This window comes from Vibrio sp. T9 (assembly GCF_003123985.1).
Classification (GTDB): Bacteria; Pseudomonadota; Gammaproteobacteria; order Enterobacterales; family Vibrionaceae; genus Vibrio; species Vibrio diabolicus.
Genome location: NZ_NIGY01000006.1, coordinates 251045 through 270555, shown reverse-complemented (window position 1 = coordinate 270555; position 19511 = coordinate 251045). Strand labels below are relative to the sequence as shown.

The window sequence follows — 19511 nt, the reverse complement described above, 5'->3', positions numbered from 1 at the left end:
GCGTGCGGCTCCTCTTTCTCTACTCACATTAGAGCCCTATCCGGGATGACCATCAACGCGAGGGGTAATAAGCATCACGCCAAAGCGCCAAACAAACAGGCCAAATGCGACAATCCACAATCCGCCACTGATATTAATCCACAGCATCATATTGGCAGGATCAAATATCACGGCAAAACTGCGAACCAAAGCTGCCGCGGTAATCGCCGCAAACGCAAGGCTCATGTTCGGACCTTTGTAGATCATTCGACCAGTATGTCCCATCGTCACGCGTGCGATCATCGCTAAAATCAAGCCGCCTAATGCACCTATCGCAAACAGGTGAATCAGGTTATGGTTGGCAAATGCATCTCCCCAAGTGCCTCGCAAAATTAAGCTTAGTGGTAAACACAAATACGCAGCATGCAGCGACCACACTAAAGGCTCGCTCAGGGTTAACCAAGGTTTCCAGCGAACAAAACGCACCAACTGAGCAACTCCTGCAAACAGCATCAACGGATTACCTAGTTCTGCAAACGTCACAGGGAAAAAGCTAAGCACAAATAGCATTACCAACGGCAAGTTCGCTAACCATTCTAACCAAGCCAGTGGTTGCGCTTTTTCGAAATTAAATCGACGCGCAGTAAAGAATGGAATCACACGTCCGCCCATGACCGACAATAACAGCGTAAACCACCACAACATCGCCTGCCATACAGCAGAAGAGCTAAACGGCGGCATACCTTTTATTGTTGCGTAGCTTGCAAAGTTCGCAAAAATGGCCAAAAGAAACAGCGGCACAAAAAACAGATTACGCCAACCTTTAGCTCGATAAACACGAATGCCTACCTCATACGCAACAAACAGTAAAAATACCGCTTCAATGCTGCTGGTTAACCATAACGGCGCTGGCGTCCAAAGCAATATTCGGGGCGCGAGCCATAAGCCAAATAAGACCAAAAGCGTGTAATGCTTGGTGCCATTAATGCCAGTCCAGTTTTGTACCGCAGTCAGTACAAAACCAACCACAATCGCCATCGAAAAGCCGAACAACATTTCATGAACGTGCCACCATAATGCAGGTACAGTTAATGCGTTTGGCTGTCCGCTCTGGAACATCCACACCCACAACGCGATCGCAACAATGGCGTAAATCGACCCAAACAGAAAAAACGGCCGAAAGCCTAATCGCAGCCATGCGGGGATTTTTTCTTCCACTTTTTTATCGGTGATATTCAGCATTATCTTGCCCTCAAGCGTCTCTCGATGCTGGTTAACTCAACTACAATATTGATGCTACCATAAACATATATAAAAAATACATGTTAAGAGTTAAGATTATACTTAAGAGGTAAAGTTGTGCTTCAGAGACGGGTTAGGTATAAACGGTGAGAGACACAACCATCAGTTAAGGGATGCAACGAAGATGTACATATTTGGCTATGGCAGTTTGATTAATTCTGCGTCACGTAAGTTAACCGGACAAACGGGAGAAGCCATTCCCGTCATTGCTCATGGACTGGTGCGCTACTGGGGAAAAATTGATGACAGCTACACTCTGTCTCCTCTGGTTGTAAACCAAGGCGATGGGCAGGTCAACGGCGTTTTACTCGAAGTGAATGAAAAGGCTCTCGCAGAATTCGATCGCCGTGAGCGTGGTTATCATCGTATTCAAATTCAGCCAGAACAAATAGAAACGGACGCGAACTTTAACCAAGAACATAGCATCTGGGTTTACGTAAAAGACGAGCCATTACCACCGTGCGTAAAAAGCCCAATCATGCAAAGCTATGTCGATACCGTGCTAGCAGGTTGCTTGGAAGTATCTCATGCGTTTGCAGAGCATTTTGTGCGTCACACCATTGGCTGGCAACACGCAAAAGAAAATGACCGCCATCAACCCAAATACGGCAACCTTGCAGGCGTGCAAGAGCATCATTACGAGTTGATTGACAATCTAATCAAAAAAGGAGCCTAACGGCTCCTTTTTAGTATCTATGTTTTGCTTATGCGAGCTTAAAACTTGTAATCAACGCCAACGTACAGGCTGTCAAAATCAAATTCAAGATCGCCACCACCTTCAACATCGATGGTTACTGTAGAAGCACGGTAGCCACCAGAAACAACCAAACCTGAAGCAAATTCATAACCCACTTCAGCACCATAGTTAAAGCCAGCATCGCTACCATCAGTCTTACCAGTGAAACCAGAAAGGTTTGATTTTGCCTCTAAATCAACCCCAGTTACACCTAGACCAACAACAGCACCAACATAAAAACCAGTGCCAGAGAATTGGTACTTAGGTTTAGCATTAAGGTTGAATGAATAACCTTCAACAGTAGCTTCTAACCAATTACCCGCGCCCGATGCTTTTTCTTCGAAGCTACCGTAGTAAATGTACTCACCTTCTAAAGCCAATTTGAAGTTTTCTGAATATTGCAGCTCTTTACCTACCGCAATACCCAAACCTGTAGCTGAAGAGCTGTAAGAGTGACCTTCAACTTCAAGATCAGAGTTAAGAATATCTGCGCCAACATACCAGTTACCTTTTGCTTGAACTGACGCTGAAGCAACCACTGCACCTAAAGCCAATAATGGCAATACTTTTTTCATTATAATTTCCTATGTTTTTCATACTGTTAAACAGTTTTTAAAAGCGCGGAGATTATAAATAGAGTTGAATATATTCCTATTGATTTATTTATAAAATGAGACACAAAACATAAACACGAACAATAAAACGTTTGCTTGATTAAACTCTAAACAATTCTCACCCCAGTCGGCATCGCTCTTTCTGGCGTTAGCAACACACTTTCGGATTCATCATCCGTTTCTGCGCACAACAACATACATTCTGAGGTTTCGCCGCGCATTTTGGCTTTGGCAAGATTACACAACACGACCACTTGTTTGCCCATCAACTCTTCCTCGGTGTAATAAGGTACTAAGCTGGTTACGGTTTGCAGTGTTTTTTCACCAATATCAATTTGCACAATGTACAGCTTGTCTGCATTTTGATGACGAGCCACTTCAATGATTTTTCCGGTACGAATTTCCAGTTTGGCAAAATCAGAGTAAGCGATAGTTTCCATAATTAAAACCTCAGTAAAGTTTTACTAAAAAGATAACGTTTACACTATCAGTAAGCTTAATAAATACAAGTGGTAAAGATCTCATTTCCGAAAGCAAATCCCCTATCAAATTGCACTTATTACACAATGGGTGTTTAATACTTCCAGTCAAAATTTTTAGCCACTAAAGGTTCTATATGGCAACGATCAAGGATGTCGCGAAAGAAGCCGGTGTTTCGGTCGCAACGGTTTCTCGCGTGATCAACAAGTCCCCAAAAGCCAGTCAATCATCGGTAGAGTCGGTCACCAAAGCAATGAGCAAATTGGGCTACAGACCCAATGCCGCAGCTCGCGCACTGGTGAGTCAAAGCACAAATACCATGGGTGTGTTGGTGAGTGATGTGTCCGATCCTTTCTTCGGCACGTTGGTCAAATCCGTCGATAATGTCGCGCGCGAAAATGGCAAACATATCTTGATTGGCAACGGTTACCATAATCCAGAAGATGAGCGTCAAGCCCTAGAATTGCTGATCAACAGCCGTTGCGATGCAATAGTCATCCACTCGAAAGGCTTATCTGATGAGGAGCTAATTGGCTATGCCCAAGAAGTGAAAGGTATGGTGCTTATCAATCGACATATCCCAGAGCTTGCTGAGCGCTGTATTTCCCTTGATAACCGCAAGGGGGCATTCCTCGCGACAGAATATTTGATTCGTCACGGGCATCGCAAAATTGCTTGCATTGCCTCATCCCACGATATCGAAGATACCGATGAGCGATTGCAAGGTTACCAAGCAGCATTGAAAGAACATGGTATTGAACTCTCCAAAAGCTACATCGAATACGGTGAACCCAACAGTGATGGTGGCGAAGTTGCGATGACCAACCTGTTAACCAAATCTTTGGAGATTACTGGAGTGGTGGCCTACAACGACTACATGGCCGCTGGCGCACTCGCAGCATTAGATCAAAATGGCATTGACGTACCAAATAAGGTATCTATGGTCGGGTTCGATGATGGCTTAATCGCCCGCTTTGTTCACCCTAGCTTGACTACTATTCGCTACCCAATCGAGATGATGGCAGAACGAGCCGCCCGTTTGGCTTTGGCGCTATCTCGTGACGAAAAAATTGAAGACGAAACCATTATTTTTAGCCCAACTTTAGTACGAAGAAATTCTGTTGAGCGTTGTTGATGGTGGATAACCTGTAAATTGAAAACGAAAGCCCGCTCAGGTTATTGAGCGGGCTTTTTCTTTGAGCACTTGTCGAGACGATATGGATTCTAGCTCAAGGCTTCGTTCGGTTTTGCAGACTTCACGTCAACGCCTTCCGCAAACTCACCACGCTGTAATTTTTCTCGTAAAATCGCGTGTTGGTCTTCGGTAAATGTGTAGCGAGACATAATGAAAATGCGCACTAGAGCTCCCAATGCCGGTAGCAACGCAATACAGAAGAACATACCACTGAGCGCGGTTTCCGTTTGCGCCGCATTTGGTACATAGCCAATCATCGTCAAGATAACCCCCGTTAAGCCGCCCGCTACTGCAACAGAGAGTTTGCCTGTAAAGGTCTGTCCCGAGAACGTGATCGCCGCGGTACGTTTGCCGCTGTGGTAGTAAGAGTACTCTACTGTGTCTGCAATCATGGCCGAGATAAGAGGGTTGGTCATCATAAAGATGCCTGTAATCACCGCTAACCACGCCATCACGACCGTTGGATTATCATAGCCAGTAAAATAGAACCCAATGCGAGCGATGATCTCTAAAACGCACAGCGCAATAAAGATGTCACGTTTTTTGAAACGCTTTGTCAGCACAGGCGTAGCTAAACACGCAATCGCACTTACCAAAGTGATGGTACCAATCAGAGAGACTAAACCTGCGTCACCCATGTTGTATGTGAAGAAGAAAATGTATAAGCCATTCACCAGATTGAAGAACACATTCATGAAAAACGCTGCCAGAATAAAAAACAACGGCTTGTTTTTACGAACGGCTTGAAAGGTTTGTTTTAGCGTGACTTTTTCACAGCTCTTCGTCGAGATGCGTTCTTTGGTGTTATAAAAACCGTTCAGCATGAAGAACAAACCCGCGATCATCAACACAATCACAGCTGGTAAGTAACCCTGATCTGCTCGGCCATCAGCGAAGTAAGCGCTCAGTTTCGGGAACACAACCAAAGTTGCACCAATACCTGCATTCACCCCTAACATGGCACAAGTTGCCGCTTTTGCTCGCTCTTGTGGTTCATCCGTCATAACAGAAGACATAGACCAAAACGGCACATCAGAAATAGTGTAAAGCGTACCCCAAAGAATGTAAGTGATACCGGCATACATCACTTTTGTCGATGTATCAGCATCGATGTTATAGAAAGCGGCAACCGTGACCAGAACAATCAGAACCGGCGTAAACAGCATGTAAGGGCGGAATTTACCAAAGCGAGAGTCCAACGTGTCCATGTATCCGGCAATGAGCGGATCGTTCACCGCATCCCACACACGAGCAATCAAAAAAATCGTACTCGCCGCAATTGGAGAAATGCCCAAAATATCGGTATAGAAATAAAGAATAAAAGAGCCAACTAGACCAAAGCTAAAGCACTGGCCGACCCCATAGCCGAAGTAAGACATCAGCTCCTTATTAGTGAGTTTGTTTTGTAGAGTAGTCATTGTTCACGTCTCAATTGATTTTATTGTAAATAAGAAACCGACCCATTTCTCAGAGTCGGCTCACAGGCAATTAATCCACTTCCGCGAGTGTTTTGATCAATTGCACTTCGCTTGCGTCATACGGCTGTCCTTGCTCATCAAGCAGATCGTGGAACCATTGACTCGCATAGTTTGCATCGCTACGTTTTATCTCTGGCCAAGGCAGATGCGTTTGTGTTTTTCCTTTCACTAATCCCCACTGGTAGCAGCCAATGTTTTTCTGTTTAAAGACCGGAAGCTGTTCGTGCATGTACGATTGCGCATGACGAGCAAGCCACTCAGTACACATCATTGGTCGGTTGTAGCTTTCTACAATTTCAACGGCTTTATGGAACAGATCGAGTGGTAAGTAAGCGTGGAAAGTAATGATGTCCGACAGCTCCATCGCTTTGCGATCGGTTGGGTGTTCATAAATCGGCAGGTTTCGGTCAAGAATGCTTGGCGCATGCCAAGCGCCGACGGTGAGAGGCTGAGTTGGGTTTTCTTCACGTGCCCACTCAAACGCTTGTTCCATCAGCTCATGACTAAAGGTTTCCATTTCTTCGTCGTAAGCAATCTCACCCGTGGTGGTGAAAATCATGCGGTTGGTTGGCTCGTTATAGAGATCCCAAATAACGATTCGAGGGTCATTTTTGTAGGTAGAGATGATGTCGCGAATATACGCTTCGACCTCACCCCACATAGATTTGTCCATCACCACATTGCGACCAGGACTTGCTGCTGCTTGGCTGTTGTGCAAATCCGGTACGGGCGCTTTTTGTTCACCAAGATAAGGATGGTCGCCCGAGAAACCGCAGTCATCCATCGGCGTGAGCATCACTTTGATTTGATTGCGTTCGCAAATATCCAGAAAGCGCTCAATTCGCGCATGTAAACCATCGCGATCCGCTTGCCAAACTATAAATGGTAAGTTGGTACGTAAAGTGTTGTAACCCACATCATGCGCCCAAGCTAACTCTTGTTCCATCACCTCAGGTGCAAAAGATTCCGCTTGCCACATCTCATTCCAGTTAACCGCTGTGCGCGGTAAATAGTTAAAGCCACGTAGCCAGCCATGCTCTTTTTGCCATTGCCACGCTTTCTCTTCCGACCATCTTTTCATCTTACTCACCTTAAAACTAAATTATTAACTAATAATATTAGCTAATATATTAATTAATAATTTAATGACTAGGTAGTCAAAGAATAAACGTGGTTAAAATCACAGCTTTTAAGTTGCTCTGACTTACTTTTGTGATCTTTATCTTTAAAGGATGATCCGAACTTAATCTTTAGCTAATATCTTTAGCTAACGAAATTAAGTAAAAGAACAGAATGGCTAAAAAAATCACCATGAGTGACATTGCGGCGGCGGCTGGCGTCTCTCAGTCGACCGTATCGCTGGTATTGAATGGCTCAACTTCCGTAAAAATCGCGGAAGCGACCAAACGTAAAGTGCTCGAAACCGCAGAATCACTTGGCTACAAAAACAAAAAGGTTGCCCATGCTTTGGGACGCCCTAAAAAGATCGCATTGGTGATCAACGGCTTAACCAGTTATGACCCATTTATCGATGCCATCAATGCAGCGAGAGAAGAAGCGTGGTCGAACGACTACATATTGGTGACGTTCAATTACAGCCATGATGAAGTGTTGGCAAGCAAGATTGAGTCGGAGATCAACGGCGGTGATTACGCAGGCTTGGTTTACGCATCCAGTATGACGCGAGAGTTGGAGCAGCAACGCGTCACAACTTCCTTACCGACTGTACTGCTGAACTGCACCAACGAAGAACACACCGAAACGCCAAGTATTTTGCCGGCCGATATGATTGGAGCTTACAAAGCAGTTTCACACCTCACGACGCAAGGCTATCGTCGCATTGCCATGCTGTCTGGTGAAAGTTGGATGCTAGCCAGTAAGCAACGTGCCGATGGTTATCGTCAGGCTCTCATTGATGCAGACATCATTCCTAACTCAGAGTATTTAGTCGATGCAAACTGGTCGCTAAAAAAAGCGCACCAGCAAACACTGGCACTACTGAATATGGAGCAGCCGCCAGAAGCGATTTTCTGTGGCAGCGACTATATGGCAATGGGGTGCTACCAAGCGATAGCAGAGTTGGGGTTGAAGATTCCTCACGATGTTGCCGTTGTCGGTTACGATAATCAGCAAATCGCCTCTGAAAGCTTTCCAGCATTAACGTCGGTTGAACTGCCCTACTCAGACATGGGTAAACTCGCAATCGAATCGTTGATGGCACTGATTGAAGGGCAACCGTTGCTTTCTAACAAACGCAAAGTAGAGGGTGAGCTCATCGTTCGAACCTCTTCGACAAAAACAAAAAAGGTGGGCATCTAGCCCACCATAACACCCAAAGTCGTTGGAGTTGCAGCATCGCTGCCGCTGCAAGTTCAAAGGGTAGAAGTGCTATCTAAAATTCAAACTGATAAGTAGTTTGATGCTGATAGCAATCCCCAGAGCTCAACACCCCATTGTTGAGTCCCCATTCTGGTTTGTTTGGCCCGTCTGGAAAGTACTGCGTTTCCAATGCTAGGCCGTCATAGCGTTCGTAAGTTTTACTTGCACCTGGCGTACCGGCTAAGAAATTACCTGAATAAAACTGGATGGCAGGCTTGGTGGTTTTCACCTTCATCACCACATCTTCTTTTGGTGCAATTAAAACCGCAGTGACAGACACGCCATCGATCACTTCAGGCGTGAATACAAAGGCGTGATCGTAGCCACCAGCGATTTTCTGATCTTGCTCTGCAAGAAATTCTTGGCCAATCGATTTTGGCTCGGTGAAGTCGAAACTGGTACCCGAAACTGGCTTTTGTTCACCGGAAGGAATTAACCCCGCATCCGTTGGCAAGTAATGCCCAGCATTGAGCTGTAAAGTATGATCCAAACTTTTCGCGCGGCTCGCCTCACCAGCCAAGTTAAAGTAGGCGTGATTGGTTAAATTCACTGGCGATGTTTTGTCGGTCTTAGCATCATAGGAGATAGCTAGTTCATTCTCGTCAGTGAGCGTGTACGTCACCTTCACATCGAGGTTTCCCGGATAGCCTTGGTCACCGTCCGGGGAGCGAAGTGAAAAAGTGACCTGTTGATCATTTTGCTCTTCAACCTTCCAGCGGCGTTTATCAAACCCTTCCAGCCCACCGTGCAGTGAGTTTTCACCGTTATTGATACCAAGTTGATACTTCTCTCCGTCTATCTCAAACTGCCCTTTCGCAATTCGGTTAGCAAAGCGGCCAACAATGGAACCGAAGTAAGCGTCTTGCTTCATGTGTTCAGCCATATTTGGTGAGCGCAACAACACTTCACGGTTTTCACCATTTACCGGTAATGTGCAACTCAACCACGTCGCACCGATATCCATAAACGACGCTGTCATACCATTCGCGTTGGTCAAATGAATCAGAGTCGCAGTTTGGCCATCAAACGACGGCGTTTGCGCCATCGCTTGTTCTAGTTGTTGAAAATAGGCTTTCATCATCATTCCTTACAGCACTTCAACCAAACCCGCACCATTTTTGGCTTGGCAAACATAAATCGACTCTTTTAAGCCCGTAGCCGCTTGGTACTTCGCTTCAACTTCCGCTTTCACGTCATCAACCAGTGCTGGCGGTACAAGTGCCACGATGCAACCACCAAAGCCACCGCCAGTCATGCGCACGCCGCCTTGATCGCCAATCACCTCTTTGACTATCTCCACCAGTGTATCGATTTCTTTTACCGTGATTTCGAAATCATCGCGCATCGATGCATGAGACTCGGCCATCAGGTCACCCATGCGCTTCATGTCGTGTGCTCGTAGCGCTTGCGCCGCTTCCACAGTACGATCATTTTCTGTGATGACGTGACGTGCACGCTTGGCCACCATTTCATCCAGCTCAGCGACTTTCTCGTTGAACTGCTCCATCGTCACATCACGCAAAGCTTTCACACCGAAAATGCGCGCCGCTTCTTCACATTGCTGACGACGAGTGTTGTATTCACTGTCGACCAAACCACGTTTTTTATTCGAGTTGATGATCACGACGGCCATGTCTTCTGGCATAGAGACCGCTTCTGTTTCAAGGCTACGGCAATCTAATAGCATCGCATGATTTTCACGCCCTTCCGATGAAATCATTTGATCCATGATGCCGCAGTTGCAACCGACGAATTCGTTCTCTGCTTGCTGACCGTTTAACGCAATTTCGGCTTGGCTGATCTCAAGATTGAACAACACTTTAAACGTTTGACCGATCACCACTTCCAATGCCGCCGATGAGCTCAAACCCGCGCCTTGAGGTACGTTGCCGCTGACTGAAATATCCGCCCCAGTAAACTGGTAGCCACGCGCCATAAGACACTTCACCACGCCGCGAATGTAGTTCGCCCACATTTTGTCTTGCTGGAAGGTAATGGCTTGCGTGATATCGAATTCGTCCATTGCGTTACCGTAATCGACCGACACCACACGCACGATATTGTCTTCACGCTTTGCCGCCGCCACGACCGTTTGGTAGTTAATGGCACACGGTAGGACAAAACCATCGTTGTAATCGGTGTGCTCACCAATCAAGTTCACACGACCAGGCGCTTGAATAATATGGCTAGGTGCGTAGCCCAACACTTGCTCAAATGACGCTTTCACATTTTGGATAAGTTCAGACATAGGGACGTTCTCTTAAAATAGTAATTTGTGTGGGATAGCGCGTTGAGCCTAACTTTCTATCTGTAAAGTCGCGCTATCCCGTTATTCGTAATCAGTCCAATTTAAAGACTTAGCATTCTTTGTAGTGGACATCACTCACATCACGCAGACGCTGCGCCGCTTGCTCTGCGGTAAGGTCACGTTGGCTTTCTGCCAGCATTTCGTAGCCCACCATGAACTTACGAACCGTGGCACTGCGCAGCAGTGGCGGATAAAAAAGTGCATGAAGCTGCCAATGGTCGATGTCTGTGCCTTGGTCAAAAAACGGCGCGTGGTGCCAGCCCATTGAATATGGGAATGAGCATTGGAATAAATTGTCGTAACGGCTGGTCAGCTTCTTGATCGCTCGCGCTAAATCGTCTCGTTGCTCATCGCTGAGTTCGCTCATGCGACGAATGTGCGTTTTCGGCAGCAACATGGTTTCGAACGGCCAAGCAGCCCAGTAAGGCACCACCGCCAGCCAATGTTCGGTTTCCACCACAATGCGTGAGCCGTCTTTGAGTTCCGCTTGCACGTAATCCACCAGCAAGTTGCTGCCATGTTCTTGGTAGTAGGCTTTTAGGTTGTGCTCTTTGCGCTCGATTTCATTTGGTAAGAAGCTGTTCGCCCAGATTTGACCGTGCGGATGAGGCTGAGAACAGCCCATGGTTTCACCTTTGTTTTCGAACGCCTGAACCCAAACGAACTCTTTGCCGAGCTCTTCAATTTGCTCATTCCATGTATCAATCACGCCGCGAATTTTATCCACTGGTAGTTCCGGTAAGGTTTTGCTGTGATCTGGCGAGAAGCAAATCACTCGGCTCAAACCACGCACGCCTTGCGTTTTGAATAGCGGGTTGTTTGACTCCGGTGCATCTGGTGAATCCACCATCAGCGCAGCAAAATCGTTATTGAACACATAGGTGCCTTGGTAGTCTGGATTAACATCGCCAGAGATACGTTCGTTGGTTGGACAAAGGAAACATTTACCGTCATAGCTTGGTAGCTCATCCAATGCGGGCTTTTCATCTGCGCCGCTCCAAGGGCGTTTTGCACGGTGAGGTGAAACCAAAATCCATTGCCCAGTCAGAGGGTTGTAACGGCGGTGTGGATGATCCACTGGGTTAAATTCGACATTCGACATGTTACTTACTCAACTCTTTAAAATTCTTCAAACTCAGCTTCCCAAAACCGTGAGAAGCGCAGATGGCAACGCGGCGACTGCAATTACTCCGGGGAATAGCCACTAGGGTTATTTGACTGCCAGTTCCACGTATCGGCGGTCATTTCAGCTACCGTGCGTGTTGCTTTCCAACCTAGTTCACGCTCGGCTTTTTCCGTGCTTGCCCAACATTCAGCAATATCCCCAGGACGACGCGGGCATAACTCGTAAGGCACTGGTTTACCGCAAGCGGTCGCGAACGCATCCACCATCTCAAGTACGCTCGAGCCTTTACCTGTACCTAAGTTGTAAATGTGCAAACCCGATTTCTCACCCACCGATTTCAAAGCCGCAATATGGCCGTCGGCCAGATCCATCACATGGATGTAATCACGTACGCCAGTGCCGTCAGGGGTTGGATAGTCGCTACCGAATACCGCGAGTTTTTCTCGGCGGCCAACAGCGACTTGGGCGATAAATGGCATCAGGTTATTGGGAATGCCTTGTGGGTCTTCCCCCATGCTGCCCGATGGGTGCGCGCCAACTGGGTTGAAGTAACGCAGTAAGGTGATGCTCCAGTCGTTTTCAGCATGGAACAGATCGCTTAAGCATTGCTCCACCATATATTTGCTGCGTCCGTATGGGTTGGTGGTTGCGCCTGTTGGTGAATCTTCCGTAATCGGCACTATTTCAGGGTCACCGTAAACCGTTGCCGATGAACTGAATACGATGCTTTTCACGCCCGCTTTACGCATGCTGCGCGCTAACACCAATGAGCCATTGACGTTGTTGTCGTAGTACTCAAGTGGTTTTGCCACCGATTCGCCAACCGCTTTGAGGCCAGCAAAGTGGATCACGGCTTGGATGTCGTGCTGCGCGAATACCGTATCCAAAAAGGCTTCGTCACGGATGTCACCTTGGTGGAACTCAGGCTGTTTGCCAGTCAGCGCTTCAATACGGTTTAACACTTCCAGTTTGGCGTTACACAAGTTATCAACGATGATAGGTTCCATTCCCGCTTCAATCATCTGAACGCAAGTGTGACTACCGATGTATCCCATACCACCTGTGACAAGAACTTTCACTTTTTGCTTCTCCACGTTTGCTGCTTTCTGTTCACACCTCACTCTGATGCGCTAAAAGCCAATCTCCATTGCATCGAATCGGTACGCCCATTTCTTAACTGGCTAAAAGTCTAGCAACCAATATCGATCCAGATCCGTGATCGAATTCAAATTGTGTAAACGTTTCCACAAAATTACACAAAAGCCTTATTTTAGATGCAGGATTTAGTTAAATTAAACCAGGAAGATGATGAGCAGTTAAGATGAGTCGAACAGATACCGCTCTCTTTCGTGGATCGCACGATTTTACTAAAAGTTTGTGCATCCCTAAGTAGCTGTTTACAATAGCCAGATTATTGAGTTCTCACTTGGACTGTGAGCAATGCCAACGGGAAATGTACATGGCAACACTAAAAGATATCGCCACTGAAGCGGGCGTCTCACTTGCAACTGTATCGCGAGTTTTGAATGACGATCCGACGTTGAGCGTTAAAGAAGAAACCAAACGCCGCATTTTAGAAATCGCAGAAAAGCTGGAGTACCGCACCAGCAGTTCGAAGAAAGCCACCAAAGAAGCCAAGCAAAAACATCACTTTTTGGCCTTGTACAATTACAAACAAGAAGCAGAAGTGAATGACCCGTACTACTTGTCGATTCGTCATGGGATTGAAACTCAGTGCGACAAACTCGGCATTACACTAACCAATTGCTACAACAGCGAAATTGATGTTGAAACGCAAAAGATCACCGGTGTCCTTTTAGTCGGGAAAGTCGACCAAAAGGTGGTCAATAAGTTACCTAAACGCCTAGTCGATAGTATCTGTTACATCGACTTTTCAGATCCAACTAGTCCTTACGATTGCGTTGATATCGACCTTGTAAGAATCAGCAAGCAAGTGGTTGATTTCTTTCTACAACAAGGCTACGAGCGCATTGGATTTATTGGTGGACAAGACGAACCCAACACCGCAGACATTCGTGAAAATGCGTTTGTGGACTACGGCAGTCTAAAAGGTGTGGTTTCTGAAGACGACATTTATCGTGGCGATTTCTCTAGCTTGTCCGGTTATGACTTAGCGAAAGAGATGCTGGCCAAAGGCGATTTCCCAAAAGCGATGTTCATTGCTTCGGACTCCATTGCGATCGGTGTGTTACGAGCAGTGCATGAGTTTGGTTTAAACATTCCTGATGATATTGCGCTGATCAGCGTGAACGACATTCCTACCGCGCGCTTTACCTTCCCACCTCTATCTACCGTTCGTATTCATTCTGAAATGATGGGGATTCAAGGCGTGAACTTGTTAGTAGAAAAATACCGTGACGGACGCGCACTGCCCCTTCAAGTGTACGTTCCAAGCAAGCTCAAGCTACGCGGCACAACTCGATAAAAATACCCTCAAAACTGTTCAAATAAAGCACTGAATTTTCAGTGCTTTTTTATTTCTTCTTTTATTTTCTACCGAATTTTTACTGTTTTTACTTTCCAAAACAATCTAGATCTCATTCCTTTACGCTGATCACATCTTGCTCAACATTGGTCATTTAAAACGTGACCAAGTTAAAGTAAAGCGTTTTCACTAATTTATTTTAGTAAAACTTTTACTAATATCTTTCTCAGATTATTCATAAGCATTTTTCACAATACATCGGCCGTTGTTTTTGCACTGATGTTGAGCCGCGATGAAACCAATCCGGACTCCAACATAAGCGCACCAAGCCGAGGGGAGATCAAAACGTGAACAATTGGGAAAACTTCCAACACTTACACGAGAATCGTATGGCACCGCGTGCGTACTTTTTCTCCTACGACTCTGTTCAGAGCGCACAAACCTTTCAACGTGAACTGAGTCGCCGCTTTATGTTGCTCAGCGGCCAATGGACATTCCGTTATTTCACCAACCCAATGTTGGTACCTGATGCGTTTTACTCACAAACAATGAACGACTGGGGACACATTACCGTCCCAAACATGTGGCAAATGGAAGGCCACGGCGATCTGCAATACACCGATGAAGGCTTCCCATTCCCGATCGACGTCCCGTTTGTACCAACCGACAACCCAACCGGCGCTTATCAACGCACATTTACACTTGGTCCACAGTGGGATAACCAACAAACCATCATCAAGTTCGATGGCGTGGAAACCTACTTTGAAGTGTACGTAAACGGCGAGTACGTCGGCTTTAGCAAAGGCAGCCGTCTTACTGCGGAGTTCGACATTTCCAAGTTCGTCCAACAAGGCGAAAACTTACTCTCTGTACGCGTGATGCAGTGGGCCGATTCCACTTACATTGAAGACCAAGACATGTGGTGGACGGCGGGGATCTTCCGTGATGTTTACCTAATCGGAAAAGAGAACATTCACGTCCAAGACCTAACAATTCGCACCGATTTCGCCGACGATTACCTAAGTGCGACGCTCAGTGCTCAAATAGAATTGGAAAACCTTTCCACCGCTATCGCGTCTGGCTATACGCTGGAATACGCGCTGCATGACAAAGGCACTGTCGTAGCCAGTGGTCAATGCGATTCACTGACTATCCAAAACCACCACTCAACAAGCTTTGCGATTGATATGGTGAGCCCAACGCATTGGACGGCTGAAAACCCTTACCTTTACCACTTGTTCATCACCTTAAAAGATCACCAAGGCAACGTAGTGGAAGTGATCCCACAACGCGTGGGTTTCCGTGATATCAAGGTGCGCGATGGCCTGTTCTACATCAACAACCAATACGTGATGCTGCATGGTGTCAACCGTCATGACAACGATCATCTAAAAGGTCGCGCAGTGGGCATGGACCGCGTGGAAAAAGATCTGATTTTGATGAAGCAACACAACATCAACTCGGTTCGCACCGCACACTACCCGAACGACCCACGCTTCTACGAGTTATGTGATATTTACGGCCTGTTTGTGATGGCAGAAACCGATGTGGAAACCCACGGCTTTGCCAACGTTGGCGACCTGAGCCGTATCACCAATGATCCAGCATGGGAAGCGGTGTTTGTTGATCGCGCAGTGCGTCATGTTCATGCGCAAAAGAACCACCCTTCTATCATCATGTGGTCACTCGGTAACGAATCGGGTTATGGCTGTAACATCCGTGCGATGTATGCAGCGACCAAAGCAATTGATGACACCCGTTTGGTTCACTACGAAGAAGACCGCGATGCTGAAGTGGTGGATGTGATTTCCACTATGTACTCACGCGCTCAACTGATGAATTACTTTGGCGAGCACCCACACGAGAAACCACGCATCATCTGCGAATACGCCCACGCGATGGGTAACGGGCCGGGTGGTCTAACCGAATACCAAAACGTGTTCTATGCGCACGACCACATTCAAGGTCACTACGTTTGGGAATGGTGTGATCACGGCATTCTAGCGCGTGATGAATACGGCCAAGAGTTCTACAAATACGGCGGCGATTACGGTGACTACCCAAACAACTACAACTTCTGTATGGATGGTCTGATTTACCCAGATCAAACCCCGGGCCCAGGCTTGAAAGAGTACAAACAAGTCATCGCACCGGTGAAAATCCGCGCCGTCGAAGGTTGCCATGATCGCTTCATCGTTGAGAACAAATTGTGGTTCACCAGCCTCGATGATTACACCATTACTGCTGACGTGCGTGCCGAAGGTGAAACCCTGCATAGCGTGCGATTCAAAGTCGAAGCTTTGGTCGCCAACAGCGAACGTGAAGTGACCATCGACTTGCCAGAATTGGATGAGCGCGAAGCCTTTGTTAACTTCACCGTACGCAAAGACAGTCGCACGCTTTACAGCGAAGCCAACCATGAAATTGCGGTGTATCAGTTCCAACTGAAAGACAGCACCGCGACGTTGCCTGCGCTGGTCAACCACAATATTCAACCCTTGGTGCTTGAAGAAAGCCGCTTAGAGCACGTGATCACAGGTCATAACTTCACGCTTACTTTCTCGAAAGTAAATGGCAAGCTGACTTCTTGGCGCGTAAATGACGAAGAGATCATTCAATCTGAGCCGAGACTGAACTTCTTCAAACCGATGATTGATAACCACAAACAAGAGTATGAAGGTTTGTGGCACCCAGCTCATCTGCAAATCATGCAGGAGCACTTCCGTACTCTTGCGGTGGAAGCAACCAATGATTCCGTCTTAATTACGACCACCAGCATCATTGCGCCGCCGGTCTTTGATTTTGGCATGCGTTGTACCTATCGCTATCAAATCAATGCTCAAGGCCATTTGAACGTGGAACTGAGCGGCGAACGTTACGGCGACTACCCTCACGTGATTCCGGTCATTGGCTTGGATTTGGGCATTAACGGCAGCTTTGACCAAGTGAGTTACTACGGTCGTGGCCCAGAAGAAAACTACCAAGACAGTCGCCAAGCTAACCTCATTGATGTTTACCACAGCACCGTAGAAGACATGTTCGAAAACTACCCGTTCCCGCAAAACAACGGCAACCGCCAACACGTGCGCTGGGCCTCACTCACCAACCGTCATGGCACAGGGTTATTGGTGAAACCTCAGCAAGAAATCAACTTCAGCGCGTGGTTCTACACCAACCAAAATCTGCATGAAGCGCAACATACGATCGAGCTAGAAAAGAGTGGCTACATCACCCTTAACCTTGACCATCAAGTGATGGGGTTGGGCTCGAACTCATGGGGCAGCGAAGTGCTCGACTCTTACCGCGTGTACATGGACGAGTTCCGTTACGGTTTGACGCTGATGCCACTGCAAGCAGGCGATTGCAACGCACACGTGATGGCAAACCATGATTTCGACAACGCGTTTTTCACTCAAACCAATACTCAATCAGTCAACGAGGCGTAACCCATGATCGTGTTAGACAGCTTAGAGCAATTCAAACAAGTATATCGCAACGGTCGTAAATGGAACCGCTGTGTGGAAGCCATTGGCAACATCGGCAACATCGGCAACATCAAGGATGGCGTGATGCACTCGATTGGCGATTCACTGGTTTACATGGTTGAAGATGGCATCGCGAAACAAACCGAAATGTTCATCGGTAACCGTCGTTACTTCGATGTGCATTACTACCTCGAAGGCCGAGAAACCGTTGAGTTCGCGGATAAAACCGCGTTGACACTAGAACAAGCTTATCGTGATGAAACCGACCGCGAATTTTTTTCTGGTCAGGGTGAAACACGCGAGCTTTGCGAAGGCCAAGTGGCGATTTTTGAAAACAGTGAAGCGTACCGCTTCCACGGAGAAAACCGCGTAAGAAAAGTGGTGCTCAAAGTGACCATCGAAGATGGCTACTTCCTAAATAAATAAAACAAGAGAAGGGCTGTGGTCACAGCATTACAAGCCCTTCCTCCCTACAATTCCAACGTGATTCACCGGAGATAGAACATGTCTGAATCCAAACGTAATACGATAGGTAAATTCGGGTTGTTATCCCTCACCTTTGCCGCAGTATTTAGCTTTAATAACGTAATCAATAACAACATCGAGATCGGTCTAGCTTCTGCGCCAATGTTCTTTCTGGCGACCATTTTTTATTTCATCCCTTTCTGTTTGATCATCGCAGAATTCGTATCTCTGAATAAAGATTCTGAGGCGGGGGTCTACGCATGGGTAAAAAGCTCACTCGGCGGTCGCTGGGCGTTTATCTCTGCCTACACTTACTGGTTCGTTAACCTATTCTTCTTCACGTCCTTGCTGCCGCGTGTTATCGCTTATGCGTCTTACGCGTTCTTGGGCTATGAATACATTCTGACGCCATTCACCACTACCGTGCTCAGTATGATTTTGTTTGCGTTTGCGACCTACGTATCGACGAACGGCGCGAAAATGTTGGGGCCAATTACGTCGGTGACCTCCTCCCTCATGCTGCTACTGACAATGTCGTACATTTTACTGGCTGGCGCAGCGTTGATCGGCGGCGTAGAACCAGCTGACCCAATTACTGTAGAAGCGATGATCCCTGATTTCAGCTGGGCATTTTTAGGCATTACTACATGGATCTTTATGGCGGCAGGCGGTGCGGAATCGGTCGCGGTTTACGTAAACGATGTGAAAGGCGGCTCGAAATCGTTCGTTAAAGTCATCATCATCGCAGGTATCTTTATCGGTGTGCTTTACTCAGTTGCGTCTGTTTTGATTAACGTATTTGTTCCTAGCGAAACCCTAAAATACACGGGCGGATCGGTTCAAGTATTTGAAGGTTTGGCTGCGTACTTTGGTTTGCCAGAAATATTGATGAACCGCTTCGTAGGCTTGGTATCCTTCACCGCTATGTTTGGCTCTCTACTGATGTGGACAGCAACGCCAGTGAAAATCTTCTTCTCTGAGATTCCAGAAGGCATTTTTGGTAAGAAAACCGTAGAGCTAAACGAAAACGGCGTGCCAGCTCGCGCAGCTTGGTATCAGTTCCTTATCGTTATCCCATTGATGATCATCCCAACATTAGGTTCTAACACCGCTCAAGATCTGATGAACACCGTAATCAACATGACGGCAGCCGCCTCGATGCTGCCACCACTGTTCATCATGTTGGCATACCTGAATCTCCGCTTGAAACTGGATCACGTCGAACGTGATTTCAAAATGGGCTCACGCAAAATGGGCATCGCTACCGTATCGGTACTGATCGCTATCTTTACGGTTGGTTTCTTAGCATCGACCTTCCCTACTGGGGCCGACATCATGACCATCATTTTCTACAACGTTGGCGGTATCGTGATTTTCCTTGGCTTTGCTTGGTGGAAGTACAGCCAATACGAAAAATCATTGAATCAGGAAGAGCGTATAAAAGAAGCCGCGCCAGCTTCGCAAGCGGTATAACACAGACTCTCAATGACAAACATTCTGGGCACCCTTTGGTGCCCT

General features: G+C 46.9%; 16 protein-coding genes. 7 read left to right on the top strand and 9 right to left on the bottom strand.

Features of this window, described 5'->3' with window-relative positions; translation table 11 throughout:
* Positions 1-36 precede the first annotated feature (36 nt).
* The gene (locus CBX98_RS14210) at positions 37-1221 is read right to left on the bottom strand and encodes an NnrS family protein (protein ID WP_109169550.1); all 1185 of its coding nucleotides are present in this window, start codon (positions 1219-1221) and stop codon (positions 37-39) included.
* Between the two features lie 184 nt (positions 1222-1405).
* Here CBX98_RS14210 and CBX98_RS14205 point away from each other — a divergent pair, with 184 nt between their 5' ends.
* Positions 1406-1957 carry a gamma-glutamylcyclotransferase family protein gene (locus tag CBX98_RS14205; protein WP_109169548.1) on the top strand — a complete coding sequence of 184 codons (552 nt, stop codon included), beginning with the start codon at positions 1406-1408 and terminating at the stop codon, positions 1955-1957.
* 38 nt (positions 1958-1995) lie between these two features.
* Here CBX98_RS14205 and CBX98_RS14200 read toward each other — a convergent pair whose 3' ends face one another.
* Together CBX98_RS14200 and CBX98_RS14195 are read right to left on the bottom strand one after the other, a co-directional pair.
* Positions 1996-2592: an outer membrane beta-barrel protein gene (locus tag CBX98_RS14200; RefSeq protein WP_012841470.1), complete on the bottom strand. Its 597-nt coding sequence runs from the start codon at positions 2590-2592 to the stop codon at positions 1996-1998.
* Between the two features lie 146 nt (positions 2593-2738).
* Positions 2739-3071: a tRNA-binding protein gene (locus CBX98_RS14195; RefSeq protein WP_005494151.1), complete on the bottom strand. Its 333-nt coding sequence runs from the start codon at positions 3069-3071 to the stop codon at positions 2739-2741.
* A 176-nt stretch (positions 3072-3247) separates the two neighbouring features.
* On the opposite strand from CBX98_RS14195, the gene CBX98_RS14190 reads away from it, so the two are divergent.
* Positions 3248-4246, top strand: coding sequence for a substrate-binding domain-containing protein (locus tag CBX98_RS14190; protein ID WP_017447736.1), 999 nt, complete (start codon positions 3248-3250; stop codon positions 4244-4246).
* Between the two features lie 89 nt (positions 4247-4335).
* Here CBX98_RS14190 and CBX98_RS14185 read toward each other — a convergent pair whose 3' ends face one another.
* A complete protein-coding gene (locus CBX98_RS14185; protein ID WP_109169546.1) occupies positions 4336-5724 on the bottom strand; it encodes an MFS transporter in 1389 nt (462 codons plus the stop codon).
* Between the two features lie 70 nt (positions 5725-5794).
* Entirely contained in the window at positions 5795-6865 is a 1071-nt protein-coding gene (locus CBX98_RS14180; protein ID WP_017447735.1) for a cellulase family glycosylhydrolase, read from the bottom strand.
* Positions 6866-7077: 212 nt separating this feature from the next.
* On the opposite strand from CBX98_RS14180, the gene CBX98_RS14175 reads away from it, so the two are divergent.
* A complete protein-coding gene (locus CBX98_RS14175; RefSeq protein WP_109169544.1) occupies positions 7078-8103 on the top strand; it encodes a LacI family DNA-binding transcriptional regulator in 1026 nt (341 codons plus the stop codon).
* Between the two features lie 73 nt (positions 8104-8176).
* Here the strand turns inward: CBX98_RS14175 and galM are convergent, their stop codons facing one another.
* The 4 genes from galM to galE form a co-directional block, all read right to left on the bottom strand.
* Positions 8177-9241, bottom strand: a complete 1065-nt coding sequence (galM, locus tag CBX98_RS14170; RefSeq protein WP_172605968.1) for a galactose-1-epimerase — start codon at positions 9239-9241, stop codon at positions 8177-8179.
* Positions 9242-9250: 9 nt separating this feature from the next.
* Positions 9251-10411 carry a galactokinase gene (gene galK, locus CBX98_RS14165; protein ID WP_109169542.1) on the bottom strand — a complete coding sequence of 387 codons (1161 nt, stop codon included), beginning with the start codon at positions 10409-10411 and terminating at the stop codon, positions 9251-9253.
* A 109-nt stretch (positions 10412-10520) separates the two neighbouring features.
* Complete coding sequence (locus CBX98_RS14160; protein WP_109169540.1) at positions 10521-11573, bottom strand: UDP-glucose--hexose-1-phosphate uridylyltransferase; 1053 nt, start codon at positions 11571-11573, stop codon at positions 10521-10523.
* 83 nt (positions 11574-11656) lie between these two features.
* Positions 11657-12676: a UDP-glucose 4-epimerase GalE gene (gene galE / locus CBX98_RS14155; RefSeq protein ID WP_109169649.1), complete on the bottom strand. Its 1020-nt coding sequence runs from the start codon at positions 12674-12676 to the stop codon at positions 11657-11659.
* 380 nt (positions 12677-13056) lie between these two features.
* Here galE and ebgR point away from each other — a divergent pair, with 380 nt between their 5' ends.
* The 4 genes from ebgR to CBX98_RS14130 all read left to right on the top strand — a co-directional run bounded on the left by ebgR (position 13057) and on the right by CBX98_RS14130 (position 19466).
* The gene (gene ebgR / locus CBX98_RS14145; RefSeq protein WP_109169536.1) at positions 13057-14043 is read left to right on the top strand and encodes a transcriptional regulator EbgR; all 987 of its coding nucleotides are present in this window, start codon (positions 13057-13059) and stop codon (positions 14041-14043) included.
* Positions 14044-14390: 347 nt separating this feature from the next.
* Positions 14391-17489 carry a beta-galactosidase subunit alpha gene (gene ebgA, locus CBX98_RS14140; RefSeq protein ID WP_109169534.1) on the top strand — a complete coding sequence of 1033 codons (3099 nt, stop codon included), beginning with the start codon at positions 14391-14393 and terminating at the stop codon, positions 17487-17489.
* 3 nt (positions 17490-17492) lie between these two features.
* Complete coding sequence (locus CBX98_RS14135; protein ID WP_109169532.1) at positions 17493-17954, top strand: beta-galactosidase subunit beta; 462 nt, start codon at positions 17493-17495, stop codon at positions 17952-17954.
* Positions 17955-18032: 78 nt separating this feature from the next.
* Positions 18033-19466 carry an amino acid permease gene (locus tag CBX98_RS14130; RefSeq protein WP_005456559.1) on the top strand — a complete coding sequence of 478 codons (1434 nt, stop codon included), beginning with the start codon at positions 18033-18035 and terminating at the stop codon, positions 19464-19466.
* The last annotated feature ends 45 nt before the right edge of the window (positions 19467-19511 follow it).